This is a genomic window from Xanthobacter sp. DMC12 (assembly GCF_056314105.1).
Window position 1 is genome coordinate 1105724 of the sequence record NZ_JBQUYZ010000001.1, and the last position, 20573, is coordinate 1126296.

The 20573-nt window shown below is 66.7% G+C and carries 26 protein-coding genes; 6 read left to right on the forward strand and 20 right to left on the reverse strand.

Going from position 1 to position 20573, the window contains the following annotated elements:
• The 20 genes from rplP to fumC form a co-directional block, all read right to left on the reverse strand.
• On the reverse strand, positions 1 to 414 hold the full coding sequence (gene rplP, locus ACT535_RS05140) for a 50S ribosomal protein L16 (protein WP_024278447.1): 414 nt from the start codon (positions 412 to 414) through the stop codon (positions 1 to 3).
• 29 nt (positions 415 to 443) lie between these two features.
• The gene (rpsC, locus tag ACT535_RS05145; protein ID WP_168458250.1) at positions 444 to 1205 is read right to left on the reverse strand and encodes a 30S ribosomal protein S3; all 762 of its coding nucleotides are present in this window, start codon (positions 1203 to 1205) and stop codon (positions 444 to 446) included.
• Complete coding sequence (rplV, locus tag ACT535_RS05150; protein ID WP_038193664.1) at positions 1205 to 1585, reverse strand: 50S ribosomal protein L22; 381 nt, start codon at positions 1583 to 1585, stop codon at positions 1205 to 1207. Before rplV ends, rpsC begins: the two co-directional genes overlap by 1 nt.
• A 6-nt stretch (positions 1586 to 1591) precedes the next feature.
• Entirely contained in the window at positions 1592 to 1870 is a 279-nt protein-coding gene (rpsS, locus tag ACT535_RS05155) for a 30S ribosomal protein S19 (RefSeq protein WP_168458251.1), read from the reverse strand.
• A gap of 11 nt (positions 1871 to 1881) precedes the next feature.
• A complete protein-coding gene (rplB, locus tag ACT535_RS05160) occupies positions 1882 to 2715 on the reverse strand; it encodes a 50S ribosomal protein L2 (RefSeq protein WP_168458252.1) in 834 nt (277 codons plus the stop codon).
• 25 nt (positions 2716 to 2740) lie between these two features.
• Positions 2741 to 3046: a 50S ribosomal protein L23 gene (locus ACT535_RS05165; protein WP_168458253.1), complete on the reverse strand. Its 306-nt coding sequence runs from the start codon at positions 3044 to 3046 to the stop codon at positions 2741 to 2743.
• Entirely contained in the window at positions 3043 to 3663 is a 621-nt protein-coding gene (gene rplD, locus ACT535_RS05170) for a 50S ribosomal protein L4 (RefSeq protein ID WP_168458254.1), read from the reverse strand. Before rplD ends, ACT535_RS05165 begins: the two co-directional genes overlap by 4 nt.
• Positions 3663 to 4391, reverse strand: coding sequence for a 50S ribosomal protein L3 (gene rplC / locus ACT535_RS05175; RefSeq protein WP_168458255.1), 729 nt, complete (start codon positions 4389 to 4391; stop codon positions 3663 to 3665). The genes rplD and rplC overlap by 1 nt, the downstream gene beginning before the upstream one ends.
• A gap of 22 nt (positions 4392 to 4413) precedes the next feature.
• On the reverse strand, positions 4414 to 4722 hold the full coding sequence (gene rpsJ, locus ACT535_RS05180) for a 30S ribosomal protein S10 (RefSeq protein ID WP_012113701.1): 309 nt from the start codon (positions 4720 to 4722) through the stop codon (positions 4414 to 4416).
• A 65-nt stretch (positions 4723 to 4787) separates the two neighbouring features.
• Positions 4788 to 5978 (reverse strand): elongation factor Tu, encoded by a 1191-nt coding sequence (tuf, locus tag ACT535_RS05185; RefSeq protein ID WP_229645841.1) that lies wholly within the window; start codon positions 5976 to 5978, stop codon positions 4788 to 4790.
• Between the two features lie 66 nt (positions 5979 to 6044).
• Positions 6045 to 8120 carry an elongation factor G gene (gene fusA / locus ACT535_RS05190; RefSeq protein ID WP_168460384.1) on the reverse strand — a complete coding sequence of 692 codons (2076 nt, stop codon included), beginning with the start codon at positions 8118 to 8120 and terminating at the stop codon, positions 6045 to 6047.
• 18 nt (positions 8121 to 8138) lie between these two features.
• Complete coding sequence (gene rpsG, locus ACT535_RS05195) at positions 8139 to 8609, reverse strand: 30S ribosomal protein S7 (RefSeq protein ID WP_024278437.1); 471 nt, start codon at positions 8607 to 8609, stop codon at positions 8139 to 8141.
• A 17-nt stretch (positions 8610 to 8626) separates the two neighbouring features.
• On the reverse strand, positions 8627 to 8998 hold the full coding sequence (gene rpsL / locus ACT535_RS05200) for a 30S ribosomal protein S12 (RefSeq protein WP_012113697.1): 372 nt from the start codon (positions 8996 to 8998) through the stop codon (positions 8627 to 8629).
• A gap of 538 nt (positions 8999 to 9536) precedes the next feature.
• Positions 9537 to 10520 (reverse strand): malate dehydrogenase, encoded by a 984-nt coding sequence (locus ACT535_RS05205; protein WP_024278436.1) that lies wholly within the window; start codon positions 10518 to 10520, stop codon positions 9537 to 9539.
• A 149-nt stretch (positions 10521 to 10669) separates the two neighbouring features.
• Complete coding sequence (locus ACT535_RS05210) at positions 10670 to 11053, reverse strand: hypothetical protein (RefSeq protein ID WP_476363557.1); 384 nt, start codon at positions 11051 to 11053, stop codon at positions 10670 to 10672.
• A gap of 92 nt (positions 11054 to 11145) precedes the next feature.
• Positions 11146 to 11808 carry a TPM domain-containing protein gene (locus ACT535_RS05215; protein WP_476363558.1) on the reverse strand — a complete coding sequence of 221 codons (663 nt, stop codon included), beginning with the start codon at positions 11806 to 11808 and terminating at the stop codon, positions 11146 to 11148.
• 66 nt (positions 11809 to 11874) lie between these two features.
• Positions 11875 to 12729, reverse strand: a complete 855-nt coding sequence (locus ACT535_RS05220; RefSeq protein ID WP_476363559.1) for a TPM domain-containing protein — start codon at positions 12727 to 12729, stop codon at positions 11875 to 11877.
• A 16-nt stretch (positions 12730 to 12745) separates the two neighbouring features.
• The gene (locus ACT535_RS05225; protein ID WP_476363560.1) at positions 12746 to 13357 is read right to left on the reverse strand and encodes a LemA family protein; all 612 of its coding nucleotides are present in this window, start codon (positions 13355 to 13357) and stop codon (positions 12746 to 12748) included.
• A 92-nt stretch (positions 13358 to 13449) separates the two neighbouring features.
• Positions 13450 to 14049, reverse strand: a complete 600-nt coding sequence (locus ACT535_RS05230; protein ID WP_476363561.1) for a ParB-like protein — start codon at positions 14047 to 14049, stop codon at positions 13450 to 13452.
• Between the two features lie 111 nt (positions 14050 to 14160).
• A complete protein-coding gene (gene fumC / locus ACT535_RS05235) occupies positions 14161 to 15549 on the reverse strand; it encodes a class II fumarate hydratase (protein ID WP_476363562.1) in 1389 nt (462 codons plus the stop codon).
• Between the two features lie 266 nt (positions 15550 to 15815).
• Here fumC and ACT535_RS05240 point away from each other — a divergent pair, with 266 nt between their 5' ends.
• The 6 genes from ACT535_RS05240 to ACT535_RS05265 all read left to right on the forward strand — a co-directional run bounded on the left by ACT535_RS05240 (position 15816) and on the right by ACT535_RS05265 (position 20523).
• Positions 15816 to 16010: a DUF4169 family protein gene (locus tag ACT535_RS05240; protein ID WP_476326342.1), complete on the forward strand. Its 195-nt coding sequence runs from the start codon at positions 15816 to 15818 to the stop codon at positions 16008 to 16010.
• The gene (locus ACT535_RS05245) at positions 15991 to 16269 is read left to right on the forward strand and encodes a ribbon-helix-helix domain-containing protein (protein WP_476322862.1); all 279 of its coding nucleotides are present in this window, start codon (positions 15991 to 15993) and stop codon (positions 16267 to 16269) included. Before ACT535_RS05240 ends, ACT535_RS05245 begins: the two co-directional genes overlap by 20 nt.
• A 290-nt stretch (positions 16270 to 16559) precedes the next feature.
• Positions 16560 to 17693, forward strand: a complete 1134-nt coding sequence (hflK, locus tag ACT535_RS05250; RefSeq protein ID WP_168460420.1) for an FtsH protease activity modulator HflK — start codon at positions 16560 to 16562, stop codon at positions 17691 to 17693.
• Entirely contained in the window at positions 17690 to 18604 is a 915-nt protein-coding gene (gene hflC / locus ACT535_RS05255; RefSeq protein ID WP_476363563.1) for a protease modulator HflC, read from the forward strand. Before hflK ends, hflC begins: the two co-directional genes overlap by 4 nt.
• Before the next feature lie 17 nt (positions 18605 to 18621).
• On the forward strand, positions 18622 to 18810 hold the full coding sequence (locus ACT535_RS05260; RefSeq protein ID WP_168460424.1) for a DUF2065 domain-containing protein: 189 nt from the start codon (positions 18622 to 18624) through the stop codon (positions 18808 to 18810).
• Between the two features lie 222 nt (positions 18811 to 19032).
• Entirely contained in the window at positions 19033 to 20523 is a 1491-nt protein-coding gene (locus ACT535_RS05265; RefSeq protein WP_476363564.1) for a DegQ family serine endoprotease, read from the forward strand.
• The last annotated feature ends 50 nt before the right edge of the window (positions 20524 to 20573 follow it).

Consider the following 20573-nt stretch of genomic DNA (forward strand, 5'->3'; position numbering starts at 1 on the left):
TCACTCGGCGATGCGCTGGATGAAGCGCGTCTTGATGGGCAGCTTGGCCGCCGCGAGGGTCAGCGCCTCGCGAGCGAGCTCGACGCTCACCCCGTCGATCTCGAACATGATGCGGCCGGGCTTGACGCGGGCCGCCCAATACTCGGGCGCGCCCTTGCCCTTACCCATACGGACTTCCGTGGGCTTGGCCGACACCGGGACATCGGGGAACACCCGGATCCAGACGCGTCCGGCGCGCTTCATGTGGCGGGTGAGCGCGCGGCGGGCCGCCTCGATCTGGCGGGCAGTCACGCGCTCCGGCTCGACGGCCTTGAGGCCGAATTCGCCGAAGTTCAATTCCGTGCCGCCCTTGGCGACGCCGTGAATGCGTCCCTTGAACTGCTTGCGGAACTTGGTGCGCTTGGGTTGCAGCATGGCTTGATCGCCTTCTCTCTAGCCGGCCATCAAGCCCGGGAGCCGCGGTCGCCGCGATCGCCGCGATCGCCACGCTCACGGTCACCGCGCTCGCGCCGCGGGGGACGCGAGGAGGGACCGGCTTCCTGCTCGGCCTGGCGCTTGTCCTGCGCCATGGGATCGTGCTCGAGGATCTCGCCCTTGAAGATCCACACCTTGACACCGCAGGTGCCGTAGGTGGTGAAGGCGGTGGCGGTGCCGTAGTCCACGTCCGCACGCAGGGTGTGCAGCGGAACGCGGCCCTCGCGGTACCACTCAAGGCGCGCGATCTCAGCGCCGCCGAGACGGCCCGAGCAATTGATACGGATGCCTTCGGCGCCGAGGCGCATGGCGGACTGCACGGCGCGCTTCATGGCGCGACGGAAGGCCACGCGGCGCTCCAGCTGCTGGGCGATGGACTCGGCGACGAGGCGCGCGTCGATTTCCGGCTTCCGGATCTCGACGATGTTGATGAAGACTTCCGAGTTGGTCATCTCGGAGACCTTCTTGCGCAGCTTGTCGATGTCCGCGCCCTTCTTGCCGATGACCACGCCCGGACGACCCGAGTAGATGGTCACGCGGCACTTCTTGTGCGGGCGCTCGATCACCACCTTGGACACCGCCGCCTGCTTGAGCTGCTTCATCAGCATCTCGCGGATCTTGATGTCCTCGTGCAGGAGCTTGCCGTACTCGCCCTTGTTGGCGAACCAGCGGCTGTCCCACGTGCGGTTGATGCCGAGCCGGAGCCCGACCGGATTGACCTTCTGACCCATCAGGCCCGCTCCTCGACTTCCCGCACCACGATGGTGATGTGGGCGAAGGGCTTCTCGATGCGCGAGGCGCGACCGCGCGCCCGCGGCGAGAACCGCTTCATGACCAGACCCTTGCCCACGTGCGCCTCGGCGACGATGAGATCGTCGACATCGAGCTCGTGGTTGTTCTCGGCGTTGGCGATCGCGCTCTCGAGGCACTTCTTCACGTCGCGGGCGATCCGCTTGTGAGAGAACTCGAGATCGGCGAGCGCCGTCGCCACCTTCTTGCCGCGGATCAGGCCCGCGACGAGGTTGAGCTTCTGGGGCGAGACGCGCAGGTTGCGCGCCACCGCCTTGGCTTCGTTGTCCGCGAGCGCGCGGGGCTTTGCCTGCTTACCCATGACCGATCACCGCCGCTTCGACTTCTTGTCGGCCGCGTGCCCGTAGTAAGTCCGCGTCGGAGCGAACTCGCCGAACTTCTGGCCGATCATGTCCTCGGTGACATTCACGGGCACGTGCTTGTGACCGTTGTAGACGCCGAAGGTTAAGCCCACGAACTGGGGCAGAATGGTGGAGCGCCGGCTCCAGATCTTGATCACATCGCGGCGACCCGAACCCGCGGCAGCTTCCGCCTTCTTCAGCAGGTAGCCGTCGACGAACGGGCCTTTCCAGACAGAGCGAGACATAGCTCAGGCCCTCACTTCTTGCGCTTGTGGCGGCTGGACACGATGAACTTGTCCGTCGCCTTGTTGCTGCGGGTCTTCTTGCCCTTGGTGGGGATGCCCCAGGGCGTGACCGGATGACGGCCGCCCGAGGTGCGGCCTTCGCCGCCGCCGTGCGGGTGATCCACCGGGTTCATGACGACGCCGCGGTTATGCGGACGCTGGCCCAGCCACCGGCTGCGGCCGGCCTTGCCCAGCGAGATGTTCATGTGGTCCGGGTTCGAGACCGCACCCACCGTGGCATAGCAGGCGCCATGCACGAGGCGCTGCTCGCCGGAGTTCAGGCGGACGATCACGTAGCCCTCGTCGCGACCCACGATCTGCGCGTAGGTGCCGGCGGAGCGGGCGATCTGGCCACCCTTGCCGATCTTCAGCTCGACGTTGTGCACGATCGTGCCGACCGGGAGCGAGGACAGCGGGCCGGCATTGCCGGGCTTCACGTCCACGCTGTCGCCGGCGATCACCTGGTCGCCCACGGCCAGGCGCTGCGGCGCCAGGATGTAGGCCAGCTCGCCGTCCTCATACTTGATGAGGGCGATGAACGAGGTGCGGTTCGGATCGTATTCAAGCCGCTCCACCGTCGCCGACATGCCGCGCTTGAGGCGCTTGAAGTCGACCAGACGGTAGGTCTGCTTGTGGCCGCCGCCGCGGAAGCGGACGGTGATGCGGCCATTGTTGTTGCGTCCGCCCGAGGAGCTCTTGCCCTCGGTCAGGGTCTTGACCGGCTTGCCCTTGTAGAGGCCGGAGCGGTCCACGATCACGAGCTGGCGAAGGCTCGGCGTGACCGGCTTGAAATGCTTCAGCGCCATGGTCTTATCCCGTTCCCCTCGGCTCTCAGAGGCCCGTGGTGATGTCGATCTTCTGGCCCTCTTCGAGGGTCACGACCGCCTTCTTGACGTCGCTCTGGACGCCCTTGCGGCCCTTGAAGATCTTCGTCTTGCCCTTGCGGACCAGCGTGTTCACGCTCTTGACCTTCACGTCGAAAAGCTTCTCCACGGCTTCCTTGATGGAAGGCTTGGAAGCGGTCTTCGCGACGTTGAAGACAACCTTGTTCTGCTCGCTCGCGGTCGTCGCCTTCTCGGTGATGACGGGCGAGACGATCACGTCGTAATGACGCGGTTCGATGTTGCGCGTGCTCATTTGAAGCGCGCCTCCAGCGCGTCCACGGCGGCCTTGGTCAGGACCAGGGTGTCGCGGCGCAGGATGTCATAGACGTTGATGCCCTGGATGGGCAGCACGTCCACGTAGGGCAGGTTGCGCGCCGCGAGCGCGATGTTCTGCTCCACCTGGGCGCCGTCCACGAAGAGAACGGACGAGATGCCGAGCTTCTCAAGCCGCTCCTTGAGCGCCTTGGTCTTGGGGTCGGCGAGGTTGGCGGTGTCGAGCACGATGATCTGCTCGGCCTTCGCCTTCGACGACAGCGCATGCTTCAGCGCGAGGGCACGCACCTTCTTCGGCAGGTCGATGGCGTGCGAACGCACCACCGGGCCGAAGGCACGACCGCCGCCGCGGAACTGCGGAGCGGACGCGGCGCCGTGACGGGCGTTGCCGGTGCCCTTCTGCTTGTACAGCTTCTTGGACGTGCGGTTGATTTCCGAACGGCCCTTGGTGCGGTGCGTGCCGGCCTGCCGGCGCGCCAGCTGCCAGGTCACGCAGCGGTGCAGGATGTCCGCGCGCGGCTCAAGACCGAAGATCGCGTCGGACAGGGTCACGGAGCCGGCTTCGGAGCCGTCGAGCGTCTTGACGGTGAGTTCCATCACGCGCCCTCCTCATTGGCGGCTTCAGCGGCGGGGGCCGCGTCCGAACCGTTGCCGAGCTTGAACGCGCCGGGCTTGGGGGCCTCGGCGGGCAGCCTCTTCTTCACGGCGTCGCGCACGGTGATCCAGCCACCCGCGTGGCCGGGAACGGCGCCTTCGACGGCGATGAGGCCGCGCTCGACGTCGGTCATCACGACCTTCAGGTTCTGGGTGGTGACGGTGACGTCACCCATGTGGCCGGGCATCTTCTTGTTCTTGAAGGTCTTGCCGGGGTCCTGACGACCGCCGGTCGAACCGATCGAACGATGCGAGATGGAGACGCCGTGCGAGGCGCGAAGACCACCGAAATTGTGGCGCTTCATGCCGCCGGCGAAGCCCTTGCCGATGGTGGTGCCGGTGACGTCCACATACTGGCCCACGACGAAGTGGTCAGCGGTGATCTCGGCACCGACGGGGATGAGCCCGTCTTCCGGCACGCGGAACTCGGCCATCTTCCGCTTGGGCTCGACCTGAGCGACCGCGAAGTGGCCGCGCTCGGCGCGGGTCACGTTCTTCGGCTTGCGACGGCCAGCACCGAGCTGGACTGCGACGTAGCCATTCTTCTCGAGCGTGCGGTGGGCAACCACCTGGCAGCTCTCAACCTTCAGCACAGTGACCGGCAAATGCTCGCCAGCATCAGTGAAGATGCGGGTCATGCCGACCTTCTGGGCGATGACGCCTGACCGCATGGTCGTGTCTCCTCGCACCACGTCAGAGCTTGATTTCGACGTCAACGCCGGCGGCGAGGTCGAGCTTCATCAGCGCGTCCACCGTCTGGGGCGTCGGATCGACGATATCGAGCAGGCGCTTGTGGGTGCGCATCTCGAACTGCTCACGCGACTTCTTGTCGATGTGAGGCGAACGGTTGACGGTGAACTTCTCGATCCGCGTGGGCAGCGGGATCGGGCCGCGCACCTGCGCGCCCGTGCGCTTGGCCGTGGCGACGATCTCGCGCGTCGACGCATCGAGGATGCGGTGATCGAACGCCTTCAGGCGAATTCGAATGTTCTGGCCGTTCATGGCTCAATTGGCTCCAGGAAGAGGAAACGCGCACGCCGGTGCGCAGCGCGTTTCGTTCTTGTTGATCACTCGATGATGGCGGCGACGACGCCGGCGCCGACGGTGCGGCCGCCTTCACGGATGGCGAAGCGCAGCTTCTCCTCCATGGCGATCGGAACGATCAGGTGCACGTCCATCGACACGTTGTCGCCCGGCATCACCATTTCGGTGCCTTCGGGCAGCGTGCACACGCCGGTCACGTCCGTCGTGCGGAAGTAGAACTGCGGGCGGTAGTTGGTGAAGAAGGGAGTGTGACGACCACCCTCTTCCTTCGTCAGGATGTAGGCCTCGGCCTTGAACTTGGTGTGCGGCTTCACCGAACCCGGCTTGCACACGACCTGGCCACGCTCCACGTCCTCGCGCTTGGTGCCGCGCAGCAGGATGCCGACGTTGTCGCCAGCCTGGCCCTGGTCGAGCAGCTTGCGGAACATCTCGACGCCGGTCACGGTCGTCTTGACGGTCGGGCGAATGCCGACGATCTCGACTTCCTCTCCCACCTTGATGATGCCGCGCTCGACACGGCCGGTCACCACGGTGCCGCGGCCGGAGATCGAGAACACGTCCTCGATGGGCATCAGGAACGGCAGGTCGATGGGACGCTCGGGCTGCGGGATGTAGGCATCGACCGCCTCCATCAGCTTCAGCACCGCGTCACGGCCGAGCGCCGGATCGCCGTTCTCGAGCGCAACCAGCGCCGAGCCGCGGATGATCGGGATGTCGTCGCCGGGGAAGTCGTACTTCGAGAGGAGCTCGCGCACCTCCATCTCCACGAGCTCGAGGAGCTCGGGATCGTCGACCATGTCGCACTTGTTCAGGAACACCACCAGCGCCGGCACGCCGACCTGACGGGCGAGCAGGATGTGCTCGCGGGTCTGCGGCATCGGGCCGTCGGCGGCGGACACCACCAGGATCGCGCCGTCCATCTGCGCCGCGCCGGTGATCATGTTCTTCACATAGTCGGCGTGCCCGGGGCAGTCGACGTGCGCGTAGTGGCGGTTGTTGGTCTCGTACTCAACGTGAGCGGTCGAGATCGTGATGCCGCGCGCCTTCTCTTCCGGCGCCTTGTCGATCTGGTCGTACGCCGTGAACGTCGCGCCGCCAGACTCCGCAAGGATCTTCGTGATCGCAGCCGTCAGAGACGTCTTGCCGTGATCAACGTGACCGATCGTGCCGATGTTGCAGTGCGGCTTCGAGCGGTTGAACTTCTCTTTGGCCATGGGACTCTCCGTTGGGTCTCGCTGGCGGGATCCGAAAGGGTGAAAGTGAGGTTCAGGCCGACGCGATCACGCGTACTTGGCCTGGACCTCCTGAGCGACGTTCGACGGCACCTGCTCGTAGTGGTCGAACTGCATGGTGAAGGTGGCGCGGCCCTGGCTGAAGGAGCGCAGGGTGTTCACGTAGCCGAACATGTTGGCCAGCGGCACCATCGCGTTGATGACGTTCGCATTGCCACGCATGTCCTGGCCCTGGATCTGGCCACGACGGGAGTTCAGGTCGCCGATGACCGAGCCGGTGTAGTCTTCCGGGGTCACCACCTCGACCTTCATGATCGGCTCGAGCAGCACCGAGGAGCCCTTCTGAAGGGCCTCGCGGAACGCCGCGCGGGACGCGATCTCGAACGCCAGGGCCGACGAGTCCACTTCGTGGAACGCGCCGTCGGTGAGCGTCACCTTGACGTCCACCACCGGGAAGCCTGCCAGCACACCGGCGCCAAGCACGCTCTCGAGGCCCTTCTGGACGCCCGGGATGTACTCCTTCGGCACCGCGCCGCCGACGATGGCGCTCTCGAAGACGAAGCCCTTGCCGGCCTCGTTCGGCTCCACCGTGAACTTCACCCGCGCGAACTGGCCGGTACCACCGGTCTGCTTCTTATGGGTGTAGTCCACCTCGGTCTTCTTCGTGAGGGTCTCACGATAGGCGACCTGCGGAGCGCCGATGTTGGCGTCCACCTTGTAGGTGCGCTTCAGGATGTCGACCTTGATGTCGAGGTGCAGTTCGCCCATCCCCTTGAGGATGGTCTGGCCGCTCTCGAAGTCGGTCGACACGCGGAAGGACGGATCCTCGGCGGCCAGCTTGGAGAGGGCGATGCCCAGCTTCTCCTGGTCGGCCTTGGACTTCGGCTCGATCGCGATCTCGATGACCGGCTCGGGGAATTCCATCTTCTCCAGGATCACGGCCTTGGCCGGATCGCAGAGGGTATCACCCGTGCGCACATCCTTGAGGCCGGCGAGGGCGACGATGTCGCCCGCATAGGCTTCCTTGATGTCTTCGCGGTTGTTGGCGTGCATCAGCAGCATCCGCCCGACGCGCTCGCGCTTGTCGCGGGTGGAGTTGAGCAGGCCCATGCCGGTTTCCATCTTGCCGGCGTAGACGCGGCAGAAGGTGATGGTGCCGACGAACGGATCGTCCATGATCTTGAACGCGAGCACGGAGGTCGGCTCCTCGTCCGAGGGAAGACGCACGGTGTCTTCCTCGGTCTTGAAGTCGATACCCTTGATCGCGCCGCGATCGATCGGCGACGGCAGATAGTCCACCACCGCGTCGAGCAGGGGCTGCACGCCCTTGTTCTTGAAGGCCGAGCCGCAGAACACGGGGTTGAACTTGCGGCCGATGACGGCGAGGCGGATCAGGCGCTTGAGGGTCGCCTCGTCCGGCTCGGTGCCGTCGAGATAGGCAGCCATGGCGTCGTCGTCGAGCTCGACGGCGGCTTCCACCAGCTTGTTGCGGTACTCGGCAGCCTTGTCGGCGAGATCCGCGGGGATCTCCTCGTCATGATACTTGGCGCCGAGGGCTTCATCTTCCCACACGACCGCCTTCATGCGGACGAGGTCGATGATGCCCTTGAAGTTGTTCTCCGAGCCGATCGGGAGCTGGCAGCACACCGGGTTGCCGGCGACGCGGTCCACGATCATCTCGACGCAGCGGTAGAAGTCGGCGCCGATCTTGTCCATCTTGTTGACGAACACGACGCGCGGCACGTTGTACTTGTCCGCCTGGCGCCACACGGTCTCGGTCTGCGGCTCGACGCCCTGGTTGCCGTCCAGCACGCACACGGCGCCGTCGAGCACGCGGAGCGAACGCTCCACCTCGATGGTGAAGTCCACGTGCCCGGGGGTGTCGATGATGTTCAGGCGCTTGCCCTGCCAGATAGCGGTCGTCGCGGCCGACGTGATGGTGATGCCGCGTTCCTGCTCCTGGGTCATCCAATCCATGGTGGCAGCGCCATCATGGACTTCGCCGATCTTGTGGCTCTTGCCGGTGTAATAGAGGATCCGCTCCGTGGTCGTGGTCTTGCCGGCATCGATGTGGGCCATGATGCCGAAGTTGCGGTAGTCCTCGATCGCGTGAGTACGGGCCATTTGCTCAGTCCTCTCCGATCACCAGCGGTAATGCGAGAACGCGCGGTTGGCTTCGGCCATCCGGTGCGTGTCTTCGCGCTTCTTCACGGCGGAGCCGCGATTGTTGGCCGCGTCGAGCAGTTCGGCGGAGAGACGCTCCACCATGGTCTTCTCGTTGCGGGCGCGGGCCGAGGCGATGAGCCAGCGGATCGCGAGGGTCTGGCGACGCTCGGTGCGCACCTCGACCGGGACCTGGTAGGTCGCGCCACCGACGCGGCGGGAGCGAACCTCCACCGCGGGGGCAACGTTCTCGAGCGCCTGGATGAAGACCTCGACCGGATCGTGCTTGGCCTTGGCCTCGACCACGTCGAGGGCGCCATAGACGATGCCTTCGGCAACCGACTTCTTGCCGTCGCGCATGACGGAATTCATGAAGCGCGACAGGGTGGTCGAGCCATACTTGGCGTCCGGGATGACTTCGCGGCGCTCGGCCTTGTGACGACGGGACATCGTTCAGATCCTCACTATCACTTCGGCCGCTTCGCGCCGTACTTCGAACGGCGCTGCTTGCGGTTCTTCACGCCCTGGGTATCCAGCACGCCACGCAGGATGTGGTAGCGCACGCCGGGAAGATCCTTCACGCGGCCGCCACGGATCATCACCACGGAGTGTTCCTGAAGGTTGTGACCTTCACCGGGGATGTAGCCGATCACTTCGTAGCTGTTGGTGAGCCGCACCTTGGCGACCTTACGAAGAGCCGAGTTCGGCTTCTTCGGGGTCGTCGTGTAAACGCGCGTGCAAACGCCGCGCTTCTGCGGGCTCGCCTGAAGCGCCGGCGCCTTGTCGCGCGCCTTCTGCGCTTCGCGCGGCTTACGGATCAGCTGGTTGATCGTCGGCATGTACGCCTTCGCCTCGTCCTGATCTGCGGCCTGGGCCGCATTCCTTCATTTCGACGATCCTTTGGGGATCGCCACGACCGGCCCCGACGGGGCCCGAATTCCCTTCGCACCAACGAACACGAAAGGCGCCGTCCACCGCCCAAAAGGGGGCAGACACGCCTTTCTCGCGACAGAGGATCACAGCGCGCTATACCGGGGCTTTTTTCCCGGCCGGCGCCGCGATCATGCACCTGAAGTTATCGCAGTGCTGTTCCTGGCAGCGTTTCGGCTTCAAGATCGGCCCTTCAAGCACTTGGGAGCGCTGAAAACGAAGGGGACAATCACTCAGACGCCGACCGCCTGCCGCGAAAGTGGGCTGCTTCTAACCGGAGAGTCGCCGAACGTCAATAAGGATCGCGCCGACTTTCCCGTAAATACGCGGCTTTGAGGCTTACGAAGGCGTGACCGAAGCCACAAATCGCCCCTGCCCCGCCGGTAATTCATTCTTTTTTAACGAATGCCCCCGCCCGCGACGCGGGAGGGGGCGATTTTAAAGGAATCAGGCCAGGAGGGCGGCGACGCCGTCGCGCTCTTCCAGCAGCTCCTTGAGGGTCTTGTCGAACTGGGTCTTGGAGAAGTCGTCCATGGGCAGGCCCTGGACCACTTCATACTCGCCCGCGGTGCAGATGGCAGGCATGCCGAAAACGATGCCCTCTGGCACGCCGTAGGAGCCGTCCGAAGCCACGCCCATGGACACCCACTTGCCGGCGGTGCCGTGGATCCAGTCGTGCATGTGGTCGATGGCGGCGTTGGCCGCAGACGCCGCGGACGACAGGCCGCGGGCCTCGATGATCGCCGCGCCGCGCTTGCCGACGGTCGGCAGCAGGGTCTCGCGATACCAGGTCTCGTCGTTGATGAGCTCCGGCAGCGGCTTGCCCTTCACGGTGGCAAAGCGGTAGTCCGCATACATGGTCGGGGAGTGGTTGCCCCACACCGCTACCTTCTCGATGTCCTTGCTCTCGACACCGGCCTTGGCCGCGAACTGCGACAGCGCGCGGTTGTGGTCGAGGCGGAGCATGGCGGTGATGTTGCGGGCCGGCAGGTCCGGGGCGCTCTTGGCGGTGATGTAGGCGTTGGTATTGGCCGGGTTGCCGACCACCAGCACCTTCACGTCGCGCTTGGCCACCTCGTTCAGCGCCTTGCCCTGGACCTTGAAGATCTCGGCGTTGGCGGAGAGGAGGTCGGCGCGCTCCATGCCCTTCGAGCGGGGACGGGCGCCCACGAGAATCGCGGCGTCGATGTCCTTGAAGGCGACCTTGGGATCATCGGTGATGACCACGCCCGCGAAATTCGGGAAGGCGCAGTCCTCGATCTCCATCACCACGCCCTTCACGGCACCCTGCGCCTGCGGGAGGTCGAGAAGCTGGAGGATGACCGGCTGGTCCTTGCCGAACAGGTCGCCGTTGGCGATGCGGAAAAGGAGAGAATAGCAAATCTGACCGGCGGCGCCCGTGACTGCGACGCGAACGGCGGGTTTGGTCATGAGAAGAAGCCCTTTGCCTTGGATGAGCCCCGAAGGCTCGGGGGCGCAATCTATGCCGCAGCGCGGCCGATGGAAAGGCGCTCGCGCTCCCGACAATCGGCCATGCCGCACGACCTTCGGCTAAGCGCCTTGGGGCCGGGGCGTCCCTTTTAGACGTTGGCCGGGACCGGCGGAAAGGCGGCAGCCTTGAGAAAGGCGAGCGTGCTCTCGAACTCCCCCGGCGTGACCCGGTAGTCGTAGACGCCGTCATACACCCCGAAGAGACTACCGCTGATCTCCACCCGCAGCCGCGGCGGCGTGCCCTCCCCGGCAGGCAGCAGGCGGCACGCGATGTTGACGTCGGGACCCGGCACATCACCACGGCAGAGAATGGCGGCAGGCCCGCCGGCCCGGAGGTCGTAGAGCTTGATGATGGTCACGTCCTTGGGCCCATCGGGATCGATGCGGATGAAGCCCTTGTCGACCGCCGTCTTCTCCAGCGTGATGCTGTAGCGCTGACCGTTGGCATCCACCGGATTGACCGTAACCAGCATGATGTCCTCCCCCACCACCCCAAGGTGGCATGGCCGGACAGTACAACTAAAAAGAGCGGCGCGAAATAGGACGGCTGAAGAGCGCAATGCCGCTACAAGACCACTACGTGATTGGGAATCTCGTTGCGGTCATCGGGCCGGCGCGGCAGGGGGCCGGCGAGGAGTTCACCGGCCTTCTCGACACCGGCGACCAGCCCCTCGGCGAGGCTGCCCTCGCGGGCACGGGCGGCCACCGCATCGCAGATGTCGCGCCACGCCGCGGCTCCCAGCGGGCCGTGGGCGGCATCGTCCGCCACCACCTCCACCAGCCGCTCACGCGCGGCGGCGAAGATGAGGATGCCGGTGCGGCCCTTGGTCTGCGGGATGCCGTAGCTCAGGAAGGTCTCGATGGCCGCATTGCGCGCCGCCGCCTTGAGCGCGAGGCGGGGCACCGCCTTCTCCGCCGCTCCGGGCATCAGCAGCGCCGCGGCGAGGATGACGAACAGCATGGACTGCAGCGCCAGCGCCGAAAGCGCCGGCATGGGATAGGCGAGGACGACGAGCCACGGCAGCACCAATGCCGCAAGGGACGCCCACAGGATGGAGAAGAAGGGATGCTGCACCAGCGGCGCCCGTGTCACCACCACCCGGATTTCGGCGGACGTCCTGGCCTCCGCCTGCGTCACCGCCTCGGCGATACGCTGGAGCGCGTGCTGCGGCAGGCCGTAGCGGCCCGCATCCTGGGTGGTCGTCGTCGTGGCGGTCTGCTCGTTCACGGAAGCTCTCCCCCGCGCCAGCGGGAACCGCAGTTTGCAGGCACACGGTAAAATCGCAAGGGCGGGCTACCAATCGCCCGAAGCGCCGCCACCGCCGGAGGAGCCGCCACCGCCCGACCAGCCTCCGCCGGAGCCGCCGGACCAGCCGGAGCTGCTGCCGGTCCCCCATTCCCACGAAATCGGACCTCCGGCCACCGCGCCCCCGCGCCGCCTGCGGGCCGCAGGGCCGCCCGGACCGCCGCCGCGCATGACGCGCCAGATGATGAAGCCCATGAAGATGACCATCACCGCGAAGAAGATGAGGTTGTCCACTTCCTCCTCGGTCCAGTCGGAGGATTCCAGCTGCTTCGCGCGGGCCTTCGCCTCGTCCGGGTCGAGGTTCAGGATCTCGATGATGGCGTCCGTGCCCTTGACGATGCCGGCTGCCATGTCGCCGGACTTGAAGGCGGGCACGATGGCGTTGCGGATGATGGTGGCCGACACCGCGTCCGTGAGGATGCCTTCCAGCCCGTAGCCCACCTCGATGCGCACCTTGCGCTCACTGGGGGCGACGAGGAGGAGCACGCCATTGTTCTTCTTCGCCTGCCCGATCTGCCAGGTGCGGAACAGGCGGTTGGCGTAATCCTCAATGGAGGTGCCCTGCAGCGAGGGGATGGTGGCCACCACCAATTGGTCGGTGGCCTTCGCCTCCTGCGCCGCGAGCTTGGCGTCCAGCGCCGCGACGGTGCCGGCATCGAGCACATGGGCGGCGTCCACCACCCGCCCGCTGAGGGGCGGGAAGGTCAGCTCCGCCCATGCGGGCGCGACGGCGACGGGCGCGACGGCAAGGCACAGCGCCAGCAGGCCGGCCAGCACGACCGCAAGGCGGCCGGCAGGCCCGCGCCCCCCGAATATGGGCAGATGGCCCATCTGGCGGCCCATCACCGTCACTCCGCGCTCAGTTGAACTTCACCTTCGGCACCTGCATCTGCTGCTCGGAGATGGTGAAGGTCTCCATGGGCTTGTAGGCGCGGTAGAGGGTGGCGGCCCACAGCGCGCCGGGGAAGGTCTTCAGCTCGGTGTTATAGACCCTGACCGCCTCGATATAGTCGCGCCGCGCCACGGCGATGCGGTTCTCCGTGCCCTCGATCTGCGACTGGAGGGCGAGGAAGTTGGCGTTGGACTTCAGGTCCGGATAGGCCTCCGACACCGCGATCAGCCGGCCGAGCGCGGACGACAGCCCCGCCTGCGCGTCCTGGAACTGCTTGAACTGCGCCGGGTCGGTGACGGTGGAGGCATCGACCTTGATGGAGGTGGCCTTGGCCCGCGCCTCGATCACCGAGGTCAGCACGTCCTTCTCCTGGGCGGCATAGCCCTTCACCGTCTCCACCAGATTGGGAATGAGGTCCGAGCGGCGCTGGTACTGGTTCAGCACCTCGCTCCACGCGGCCTTGGCGCGCTCCTCCTCGGTGGGAATCACATTGACGCCGCAGCCCGCCAGCGTCAGCGCGGCAAGCACGGCGAACAGCGGTGCCCGCAGGCGGGCGAACTCACGAAGAACGATGGACATGTGGCCCCTCCCCTGTCGCCGCAACCCGGCAGCGGCGTGCTTATAACACGGCAAAGGTCGAGAAAGGTTCCGGGACAATCCGGATCCCCCGCTCACACCGCGCCGAGATACCCCGGCAGGTCCTGCGCCTCGTCCAGCAGGGATACCTTCACGGCCAGCTTCTCGGCCAGCGCGATGTCCGTCTCCAGCAGCCGCGTGGTCATGAAGGAGCGGTAGTAATTGCCCCACATGAATTCCTGGAAGGGCGTGTCCTCGTTGGCATAGGCCTTCCCGCGCACGCCGCGGGCGAGCGTGCGCCACGGGTTGTCGGTGAGCTCGCTCACGTGGCCGGGGATCTTCAGGCAGGGGCGGCGGTTGCCATCCACGTCGATGGGCCAGCACAGGCCCTCGGTCTCCATGCGGTGCCAGAAGGCCTTGAGGTCGAGGTTAGACCAGTCGGCCCGCGCCTCGCCCAAAAGCACGGTCTCCTCGCCGATGGCGAGGAGCGCCCGGCACAGATGGTGGTGGTCGACGATGTAGAGCCGGCGCTTCGGCCCCACCACATAGGGCACCGGCTTGCTTTCCTTCAGCGTCCTCAGCTCGCGGCGGGAGAGCTTGCGCATCTGTGCCGCGCGCCGCTCGACCTCCTCGAGACCCAGCGTGAGCTGGGTGGGGTTCAGCGCCGCGATGTCGATCTCGGTGAGGTCCGCCATTCTAGTCCCCCTGCCCTGCCCTCTTCCGCGCCGGCGGAGCAGGCCCGAAAACGGAGGCGGCGGCAACCCGGGCCGGGTGCCGCCGCCAAGACTTCAACCGTCGGAAAGCGATCAGCCGGGAGAGATCATCTTCTCCGGGCGCACCACTTCGTCGAACTCCTCGTTGGTCACGTAGCCGCCGCCCACGGCCTCATCGCGCAGGGTGGTGCCCTTCTTGTGCGCGGTCTTGGCGATCTTGGCGGCGTTGTCGTAGCCGATCTTCGGGGCGAGCGCGGTGACCAGCATCAGCGAACGCTCGAGCGCCGCCTTGATGTTGTCCTCGCGCGCCTCGATGCCGACCACGCAATTGTCGGTGAAGCTGATGGCCGCGTCCGCCATCAGGCGCACGGACTGGAGGAAGTTGTAGGCCATCACGGGATTGTAGACGTTGAGCTCGAAATGGCCCTGGCTGCCGGCGAAGGTGAGCGCGGCGTTGTTGCCGAAGATCTGCACGCAGACCTGCGTCAGCGCCTCGCACTGGGTGGGATTCACCTTGCCCGGCATGATGGACGAGCCGGGCTCGTTCTCGGGCAGCGACAATTCGCCGAGGCCGGAGCGCGGGCCGGAGCCAAGCAGCCGGATGTCGTTGGCGATCTTGAACAGCGAGGCCGCCACCGTGTTGATGGCGCTGTGCGAGAACACCATGGCGTCGTGGGCGGCGAGCGCCTCGAACTTGTTGGGCGCCGAGGTGAAGGCGAGGCCGGTGATGCCGGCGATCTTGGCCGCCACCTGCTCGGCGAAGCCGACGGGGGCGTTGAGGCCGGTGCCGACGGCGGTGCCGCCCTGCGCCAGCTCCATGAGCGCCGGCAGGGTCATCTCGATGCGCTTGATGCCGTTCTCGACCTGCTGGGTGTAGCCGGAGAATTCCTGGCCCAGCGTCAGGGGCGTCGCATCCTGGGTGTGGGTGCGGCCGATCTTGATGATGTCCTTCCACTCGGCCGACTTGGCGGCGAGCGCGCCGTGCAGGTGCTTCAGCGCCGGCAGCAGGCGGTGGACGATCTCCTCCGCGCAGGCGATATGCATGGCGGTGGGGTACGTGTCGTTGGACGACTGGCTCATGTTGACGTGATCGTTGGGATGCACGGGCTTCTTGGAGCCCATCTCCCCGCCGAGCATTTCGATGGCCCGGTTCGAGATCACTTCATTGGCATTCATGTTCGACTGGGTGCCGGAGCCGGTCTGCCAGACGGCCAGCGGGAAGTGGGCATCGAGCTTGCCCTCGATCACTTCCTGCGCCGCCGCGACGATGGCGTCGGCGATCTTGGGATCGAGGCGGCCGAGGTCGCGGTTCACTTCCGCAGCGGCACGCTTGACGATGCCGAGGGCGCGCACCACCGGCAGCGGCTGCTTCTCCCAGCCGATCTTGAAGTTGCCGAGCGAGCGCTGCGCCTGCGCGCCCCAATAGCGGTCGGAGTCAACTTCGATGGGACCGAACGTATCGGTCTCTGTGCGGGTGGTCATGGCGAGCCTTTCCTTAAGACGCGGGCGGGCCGGCTCTTAGCACAGCTGGCCGCCCGTGGGGGAGGCGGAGTTCCACCCTAAAATAGTTCCAGAGAGGTAGCCGGGGGATGTTACCTCCGCGGAATTTAGCCATATCTTGACTGTGCTCAATGAGGTAAAATTCTCTGCGGGCTAAGTGGCCTGACGCGTGACGCCGGCCGTACAGAAGATCATCTGCCGTCGGCGCGGAGGAATCCGGCGGCAAGGTGAGGCAAGCGTTGGGCGACGTGGTCAATCTTCACCGGGCGCGCAAAGCGCGGGCCCGTCAGGCGGCTGATGCGGCAGCCAGCCAGAACCGGATCCGATTCGGTCGGACCAAGGCTGAGCGTCAGCAATCTGCGGACGAGCTCGCGCGGCAAGAGCGCCACCTTGAGGGCCACGCCCTGACCGAGAGGGATGAACATGAAAAGCCCCGTGGTTAAAAGATCCATCGTCATCGCCGGGCACAAGACCAGCGTCAGTCTCGAAGATGCCTTCTGGGAGGCTCTGAAGGAGATTGCCAGCGGCCGCCGGCTCACCTTGTCCGATCTCGTGGCGACCATCGATTCCGGCCGTTCGCAGGGGAACCTCTCCTCCGCCATCCGCCTGTTCGTGCTCGACCATTATCGCGGCGCCGCGTCCCAGGCGCGCGCCCAGGCCGCAGGAGAACGCATCCAGGTCTCCAGCCCTCCCGTTGCGTAAGCGCGAGGTCAACCTTATCTGCGGACTGAGCTGACCGCGCATCGCGTTGAAAGGCGGTGCGCGGTTTCCTATAACCACCTGGCCCGGCGGGGCAGGCCTGACGCGGCGCGCCACGTCCCGGTCCTCTCCGCCGAACGGGTTTTCCCGGCATGCGCCTTCCCGAGTGGAGCCGCTTGCCGTGGGCGACCCGCTGCGGGCGGCGTGCTAGCGTGCGGCCTGTCCGCACCCGCGCCGGTGGCAGGAACAGCGACGCGGGTGCCGGTGGCGGCACCGCCCACGGGAGACGACGGATGTCGTGGAAGAATCAGAGTGGCGGCCCATGGGGTAATGGGCCGCGGGGTCCCTGGGGTTCGGGGCCCTCTTCATCGGGACCGACGCCGCCAGACCTTGAAGACCTGATCCGCCGCAGCCAGGACCGCCTGCGCACCATGATGCCGGGCTCGTTTGGAACCAACGGCATCATCCTCGTCATCGCGCTCGTGGTGGCCGGCTGGTTCCTCTCCGGCTTCTACCGCGTGCTGCCCGACGAACAGGGCGTGGTGCTGCGCTTCGGCAAGTTCGTCGGCATCACCCAGCCGGGCCTGAACTATCACTGGCCCTACCCCGTCGAGACCGTACTCACCCCCAAGGTGACGTTCGTCAACCGCATCGACATCGGCATGCGGGTGGGCGAGGACACGCGCCGCAACACCGCCGTGATGCGCGACGTGGCCGAGGAGAGCCTGATGCTCACCGGCGACGAGAACATCGTGGACGTGGACTTCTCGGTGTTCTGGGTCATCAACAACGCCGAGGAATACCTGTTCAACGTGCAGAATCCCGAGGGCACCATCAAGGCGGTGGCCGAGAGCGCCATGCGCGAGGTCATCGGCCGCACCAACATCCAGCCCATCCTCACCGGCGCCCGCCAGGGCATCGAGACCGGCGTCCAGGAGCTGATGCAGCAGGTGCTCAACAGCTACAAGGCCGGCGTGCAGGTGACCCAGGTGCAGTTGCAGAAGGTCGACCCGCCGGAGGCCGTCATCAACGCCTTCCGTGACGTCCAGGCCGCCCGCGCCGACGCCGAGCGCACCCAGAACGAGGCCCAGACCTACGCCAACCGGGTACTGCCCGAGGCCCGCGGCGAAGCCTCCCGCATCGAGAATGCGGCCCAGGCCTATCGCGAGCGGACCGTGGTGGAGGCCCGCGGCCAGGCCGCCCGCTTCCTCAAGGTGTATGACGAGTACCAGAAGGCGAAGGAGGTCACGCGCGAGCGCATGTACCTCGAAACCATGGAGCGCGTGCTCGGCAGCGTGGACAAGGTGCTGGTCGATCCGGCCGCCAGCCGTCAGGGCGGCAGCGGGATCGTGCCCGTGCTTCCGCTTGCCGACCAGTCCCGCCGCACCCCGGCGCCCGCCACGCAGCCCCAGGGAGCCGCCCGATGAGAAATCCGGTCTACGGCGGCGTCCTCGCCGTCCTCGGCGTCATCGCCCTCGTCCTCGTCTACTCGTCGGCCTACGTCGTCAGCCAGACCCAGCAGGCGCTGGTGCTGCGCCTCGGCGAGCCGCTGGCGCCCGTGACCTCGCCCGGACTGCACTGGAAGGTGCCGTTCATCGACAGCGTGGTCTATATCGACAACCGCATCCTCGACCTCGAAAACCCCCAGCAGGAGGTGATCGCGGCGGACCAGAAGCGTCTCGTGGTGGACGCCTTCGCCCGCTACCGCATCACCAACCCGCTGCGCTTCTACCAGTCGGTGGGCACGGTGCAGGGCGCCAATTCCCGCCTCTCCACGGTGCTCAACTCGGCGCTGCGCCGGGTGCTCGGCGAGAACACCTTCATCAGCGTGGTGCGCGACCAGCGCGAAGGGCTGATGCGGCAGATCAACGAGCAGGTGAACCGCGAGGCGGCGAACTTCGGCATCACCGTGGTGGACGTCCGCATCCGCCGCGCCGACCTGCCCGAGGCCAACAGCCAGGCGGTGTTCCAGCGCATGCAGACCGAGCGCCAGCGGGAAGCCGCGGAAATCCGCGCCCAGGGCAACGAGGCCGCCCAGCGCCTGCGCGCCCGGGCCGACCGCGAAGTCACCATCGTGGTGGCGGAGGCGAACTCCAAGGGCGAGCAGCTGCGCGGCGAGGGCGACGCGGAGCGCAACCGCATCTTCGCCGACGCCTTCCAGCGCGATCCGGACTTCTTCGCCTTCTACCGCTCCATGCAGGCCTATGAGGCGAGCATGAAGTCGTCCGACACCCGCATGCTGCTGGCGCCGGATTCGAACTTCTTCCGCTTCTTCCAGAACCCGACGGGAGCCCCCGCCGCGGGCGCGCCCGTCGCCGCGCCGGCGGCCGGCAACTGACCGGCCCGGCGGGCGGCATGAAGGACCTTCTGGCCGCCCTCGGCCTGATGCTGGCCATCGAGGGCCTGTGCCTCGCCGCCTTCCCGGCGGCGTGGCGCAAGGCCATCCGCGCCGTCCTGCACGCGCCGGAAACCCCCATGCGCCTCGTCGGCCTCGGCGTCGGCGCCCTGGGGGTGCTGGTGGTGTTCCTGGTGCGCAGCTTCTGACGACGGGGCCTTCGGGCCCCGTTTTCTTTTCCATCGACGGGCGTCATCGCCCGGCTCGTCCGGGCGATTGCATTCCGGGCCGCGCGGAAGCGACGGCCGGCGCAGGACCGCCGCAATCGTCCCCGAATGTCCCCCTCCCCCGCCCGCTGGATCGTGAGCATTGCGGGGCTTGCGCCCGACGCGCTGGCGTCGCAGCCTCAGGGGATGATTTTGAGGACAGCCATGCCCGCACCGTTCGTGCCTTTCCGTTCCCGTCCCCGCCGGTCCCGGCTGCCCGCGCTGCTGCTGGCGGCGGCGGTGGCTTGCGCCGGCATCGGCAGCGCGCCGCTCCATGCCGCGCCCGGCAAGGGGCCGGACACGGTGGCGGACGTGGCCGAGAAGGTGATGGACGCGGTGGTGAACATCTCCACCTCGCAGAACGTCGCCCCCTCCCGCTCGGTGCCGGCGCCGCAGCTGCCGCCCGGCTCGCCCTATGAGGATTTCTTCGACGAATTCTTCAAGCGCCGCCCGGAGGATGGAAGCGAGCAGCGCTCGCGCCGCGTCTCCTCGCTGGGGTCCGGCTTCGTCATCGATCCGTCGGGCTTCATCGTGACCAACAACCACGTCATCTCGGACGCCGACGAGATCTTCGCCAATTTCAACGACGGCTCGAAGCTGAAGGCCGAGGTGGTCGGCCGCGACACCAAGACCGACCTCGCCCTGCTCAAGGTCAACCCGCCCAAGCCCCTCGTGGCGGTGAAGTTCGGCGACAGCGAGAAGCTGCGCGTGGGCGACTGGGTGATGGCCATCGGCAACCCGTTCGGCCTCGGCGGCACGCTCACGGTGGGCGTCGTCTCCGCCCGCAACCGCGACATCAATTCCGGCCCCTACGACAACTTCATCCAGACGGACGCGGCCATCAACCGGGGTAATTCCGGCGGCCCGCTGTTCAACATGGAGGGCGAGGTGATCGGCATCAACACTGCCATCATCTCCCCCTCGGGCGGCTCCATCGGCATCGGCTTTGCCGTGCCCTCGGCCACCGCCCAGCCGGTGATCGCCCAGATCGAGCAGTTCAAGGAGGTGCGGCGCGGCTGGATCGGCGTGCGCATCCAGCCCGTCACCGAGGACATCGCCGAGAGCCTCGGCCTCGGCAAGCCGCGCGGCGCGCTCATCGGCGTCGTGACGGAGAACAGCCCGGCCGCCCAGGGCGGGGTCAAGGCCGGTGACGTGATCGTCAAGTTCAACGGCCGCGATATCAAGGAAGTGCGTGACCTCACCCGCACGGTGGCCGACACCATGGCCGACAGCGAGGTGGAGGTGGTGGTGATCCGCAAGGGCAAGGAGGAGACCCTGCGCGTCAAGGTCGCCCGCATGCCCGAGGACGACAAGCCGGAAGCCTCCAAGCCCGCCCCCGAGGCGCAGAAGGTGCCGCCCAAGAAGGCGCTCGGCATCGAGCTGTCCGCCATGAGCGACGACCTGCGCAAGCGCTTCAAGATCAAGAGCGAGATTTCGGGCGTCGTCATCACCGACGTGGACCGCTCCTCCCCCGCCTCCGACAAGGGGCTGAAGGCCGGCCAGGTCATCGTGCAGGTGGGCCAGGAGGCGGTGGCGAGCCCCGCCGACGTGGAGAAGCAGATCGACGCCCTGCGCAAGTCCGGCAAGCGCTCGGCTTTGTTCCTCGTCTCCGACGGCGAGGGCAAGCAGGAGTTCGTGACGGTGCCGCTGAACTGAGCAGCGGCACCGCCCTCGCGGCCCGGACGCATGCAGCGCAGCGGAATGCG

Coding starts and splice junctions, on each gene's coding strand:
- rpsC (WP_168458250.1), bottom strand. CDS start 1,205: ATGGGTCAGAAGGTCAATCCGGTCGGGCTCCGGCTCGGCATCAACCGC.
- rplD (WP_168458254.1), bottom strand. CDS start 3,663: ATGGAACTCACCGTCAAGACGCTCGACGGCTCCGAAGCCGGCTCCGTG.
- ACT535_RS05260 (WP_168460424.1), top strand. CDS start 18,622: ATGAAGGACCTTCTGGCCGCCCTCGGCCTGATGCTGGCCATCGAGGGC.
- rplB (WP_168458252.1), bottom strand. CDS start 2,715: ATGGCGCTGAAGCATTTCAAGCCGGTCACGCCGAGCCTTCGCCAGCTC.
- fusA (WP_168460384.1), bottom strand. CDS start 8,120: ATGGCCCGTACTCACGCGATCGAGGACTACCGCAACTTCGGCATCATG.
- fumC (WP_476363562.1), bottom strand. CDS start 15,549: ATGACCACCCGCACAGAGACCGATACGTTCGGTCCCATCGAAGTTGAC.
- hflC (WP_476363563.1), top strand. CDS start 17,690: ATGAGAAATCCGGTCTACGGCGGCGTCCTCGCCGTCCTCGGCGTCATC.
- rpsG (WP_024278437.1), bottom strand. CDS start 8,609: ATGTCCCGTCGTCACAAGGCCGAGCGCCGCGAAGTCATCCCGGACGCC.
- ACT535_RS05220 (WP_476363559.1), bottom strand. CDS start 12,729: ATGGGCCGCCAGATGGGCCATCTGCCCATATTCGGGGGGCGCGGGCCT.
- ACT535_RS05245 (WP_476322862.1), top strand. CDS start 15,991: ATGAAAAGCCCCGTGGTTAAAAGATCCATCGTCATCGCCGGGCACAAG.
- ACT535_RS05165 (WP_168458253.1), bottom strand. CDS start 3,046: ATGAGCACGCGCAACATCGAACCGCGTCATTACGACGTGATCGTCTCG.
- tuf (WP_229645841.1), bottom strand. CDS start 5,978: ATGGCCAAAGAGAAGTTCAACCGCTCGAAGCCGCACTGCAACATCGGC.
- rplC (WP_168458255.1), bottom strand. CDS start 4,391: ATGCGGTCAGGCGTCATCGCCCAGAAGGTCGGCATGACCCGCATCTTC.
- ACT535_RS05265 (WP_476363564.1), top strand. CDS start 19,033: ATGCCCGCACCGTTCGTGCCTTTCCGTTCCCGTCCCCGCCGGTCCCGG.
- rplV (WP_038193664.1), bottom strand. CDS start 1,585: ATGGGTAAGCAGGCAAAGCCCCGCGCGCTCGCGGACAACGAAGCCAAG.
- ACT535_RS05230 (WP_476363561.1), bottom strand. CDS start 14,049: ATGGCGGACCTCACCGAGATCGACATCGCGGCGCTGAACCCCACCCAG.
- ACT535_RS05225 (WP_476363560.1), bottom strand. CDS start 13,357: ATGTCCATCGTTCTTCGTGAGTTCGCCCGCCTGCGGGCACCGCTGTTC.
- rpsJ (WP_012113701.1), bottom strand. CDS start 4,722: ATGAACGGCCAGAACATTCGAATTCGCCTGAAGGCGTTCGATCACCGC.
- rplP (WP_024278447.1), bottom strand. CDS start 414: ATGCTGCAACCCAAGCGCACCAAGTTCCGCAAGCAGTTCAAGGGACGC.
- hflK (WP_168460420.1), top strand. CDS start 16,560: ATGTCGTGGAAGAATCAGAGTGGCGGCCCATGGGGTAATGGGCCGCGG.
- ACT535_RS05205 (WP_024278436.1), bottom strand. CDS start 10,520: ATGACCAAACCCGCCGTTCGCGTCGCAGTCACGGGCGCCGCCGGTCAG.
- ACT535_RS05210 (WP_476363557.1), bottom strand. CDS start 11,053: ATGCTGGTTACGGTCAATCCGGTGGATGCCAACGGTCAGCGCTACAGC.
- rpsL (WP_012113697.1), bottom strand. CDS start 8,998: ATGCCGACGATCAACCAGCTGATCCGTAAGCCGCGCGAAGCGCAGAAG.
- rpsS (WP_168458251.1), bottom strand. CDS start 1,870: ATGTCTCGCTCTGTCTGGAAAGGCCCGTTCGTCGACGGCTACCTGCTG.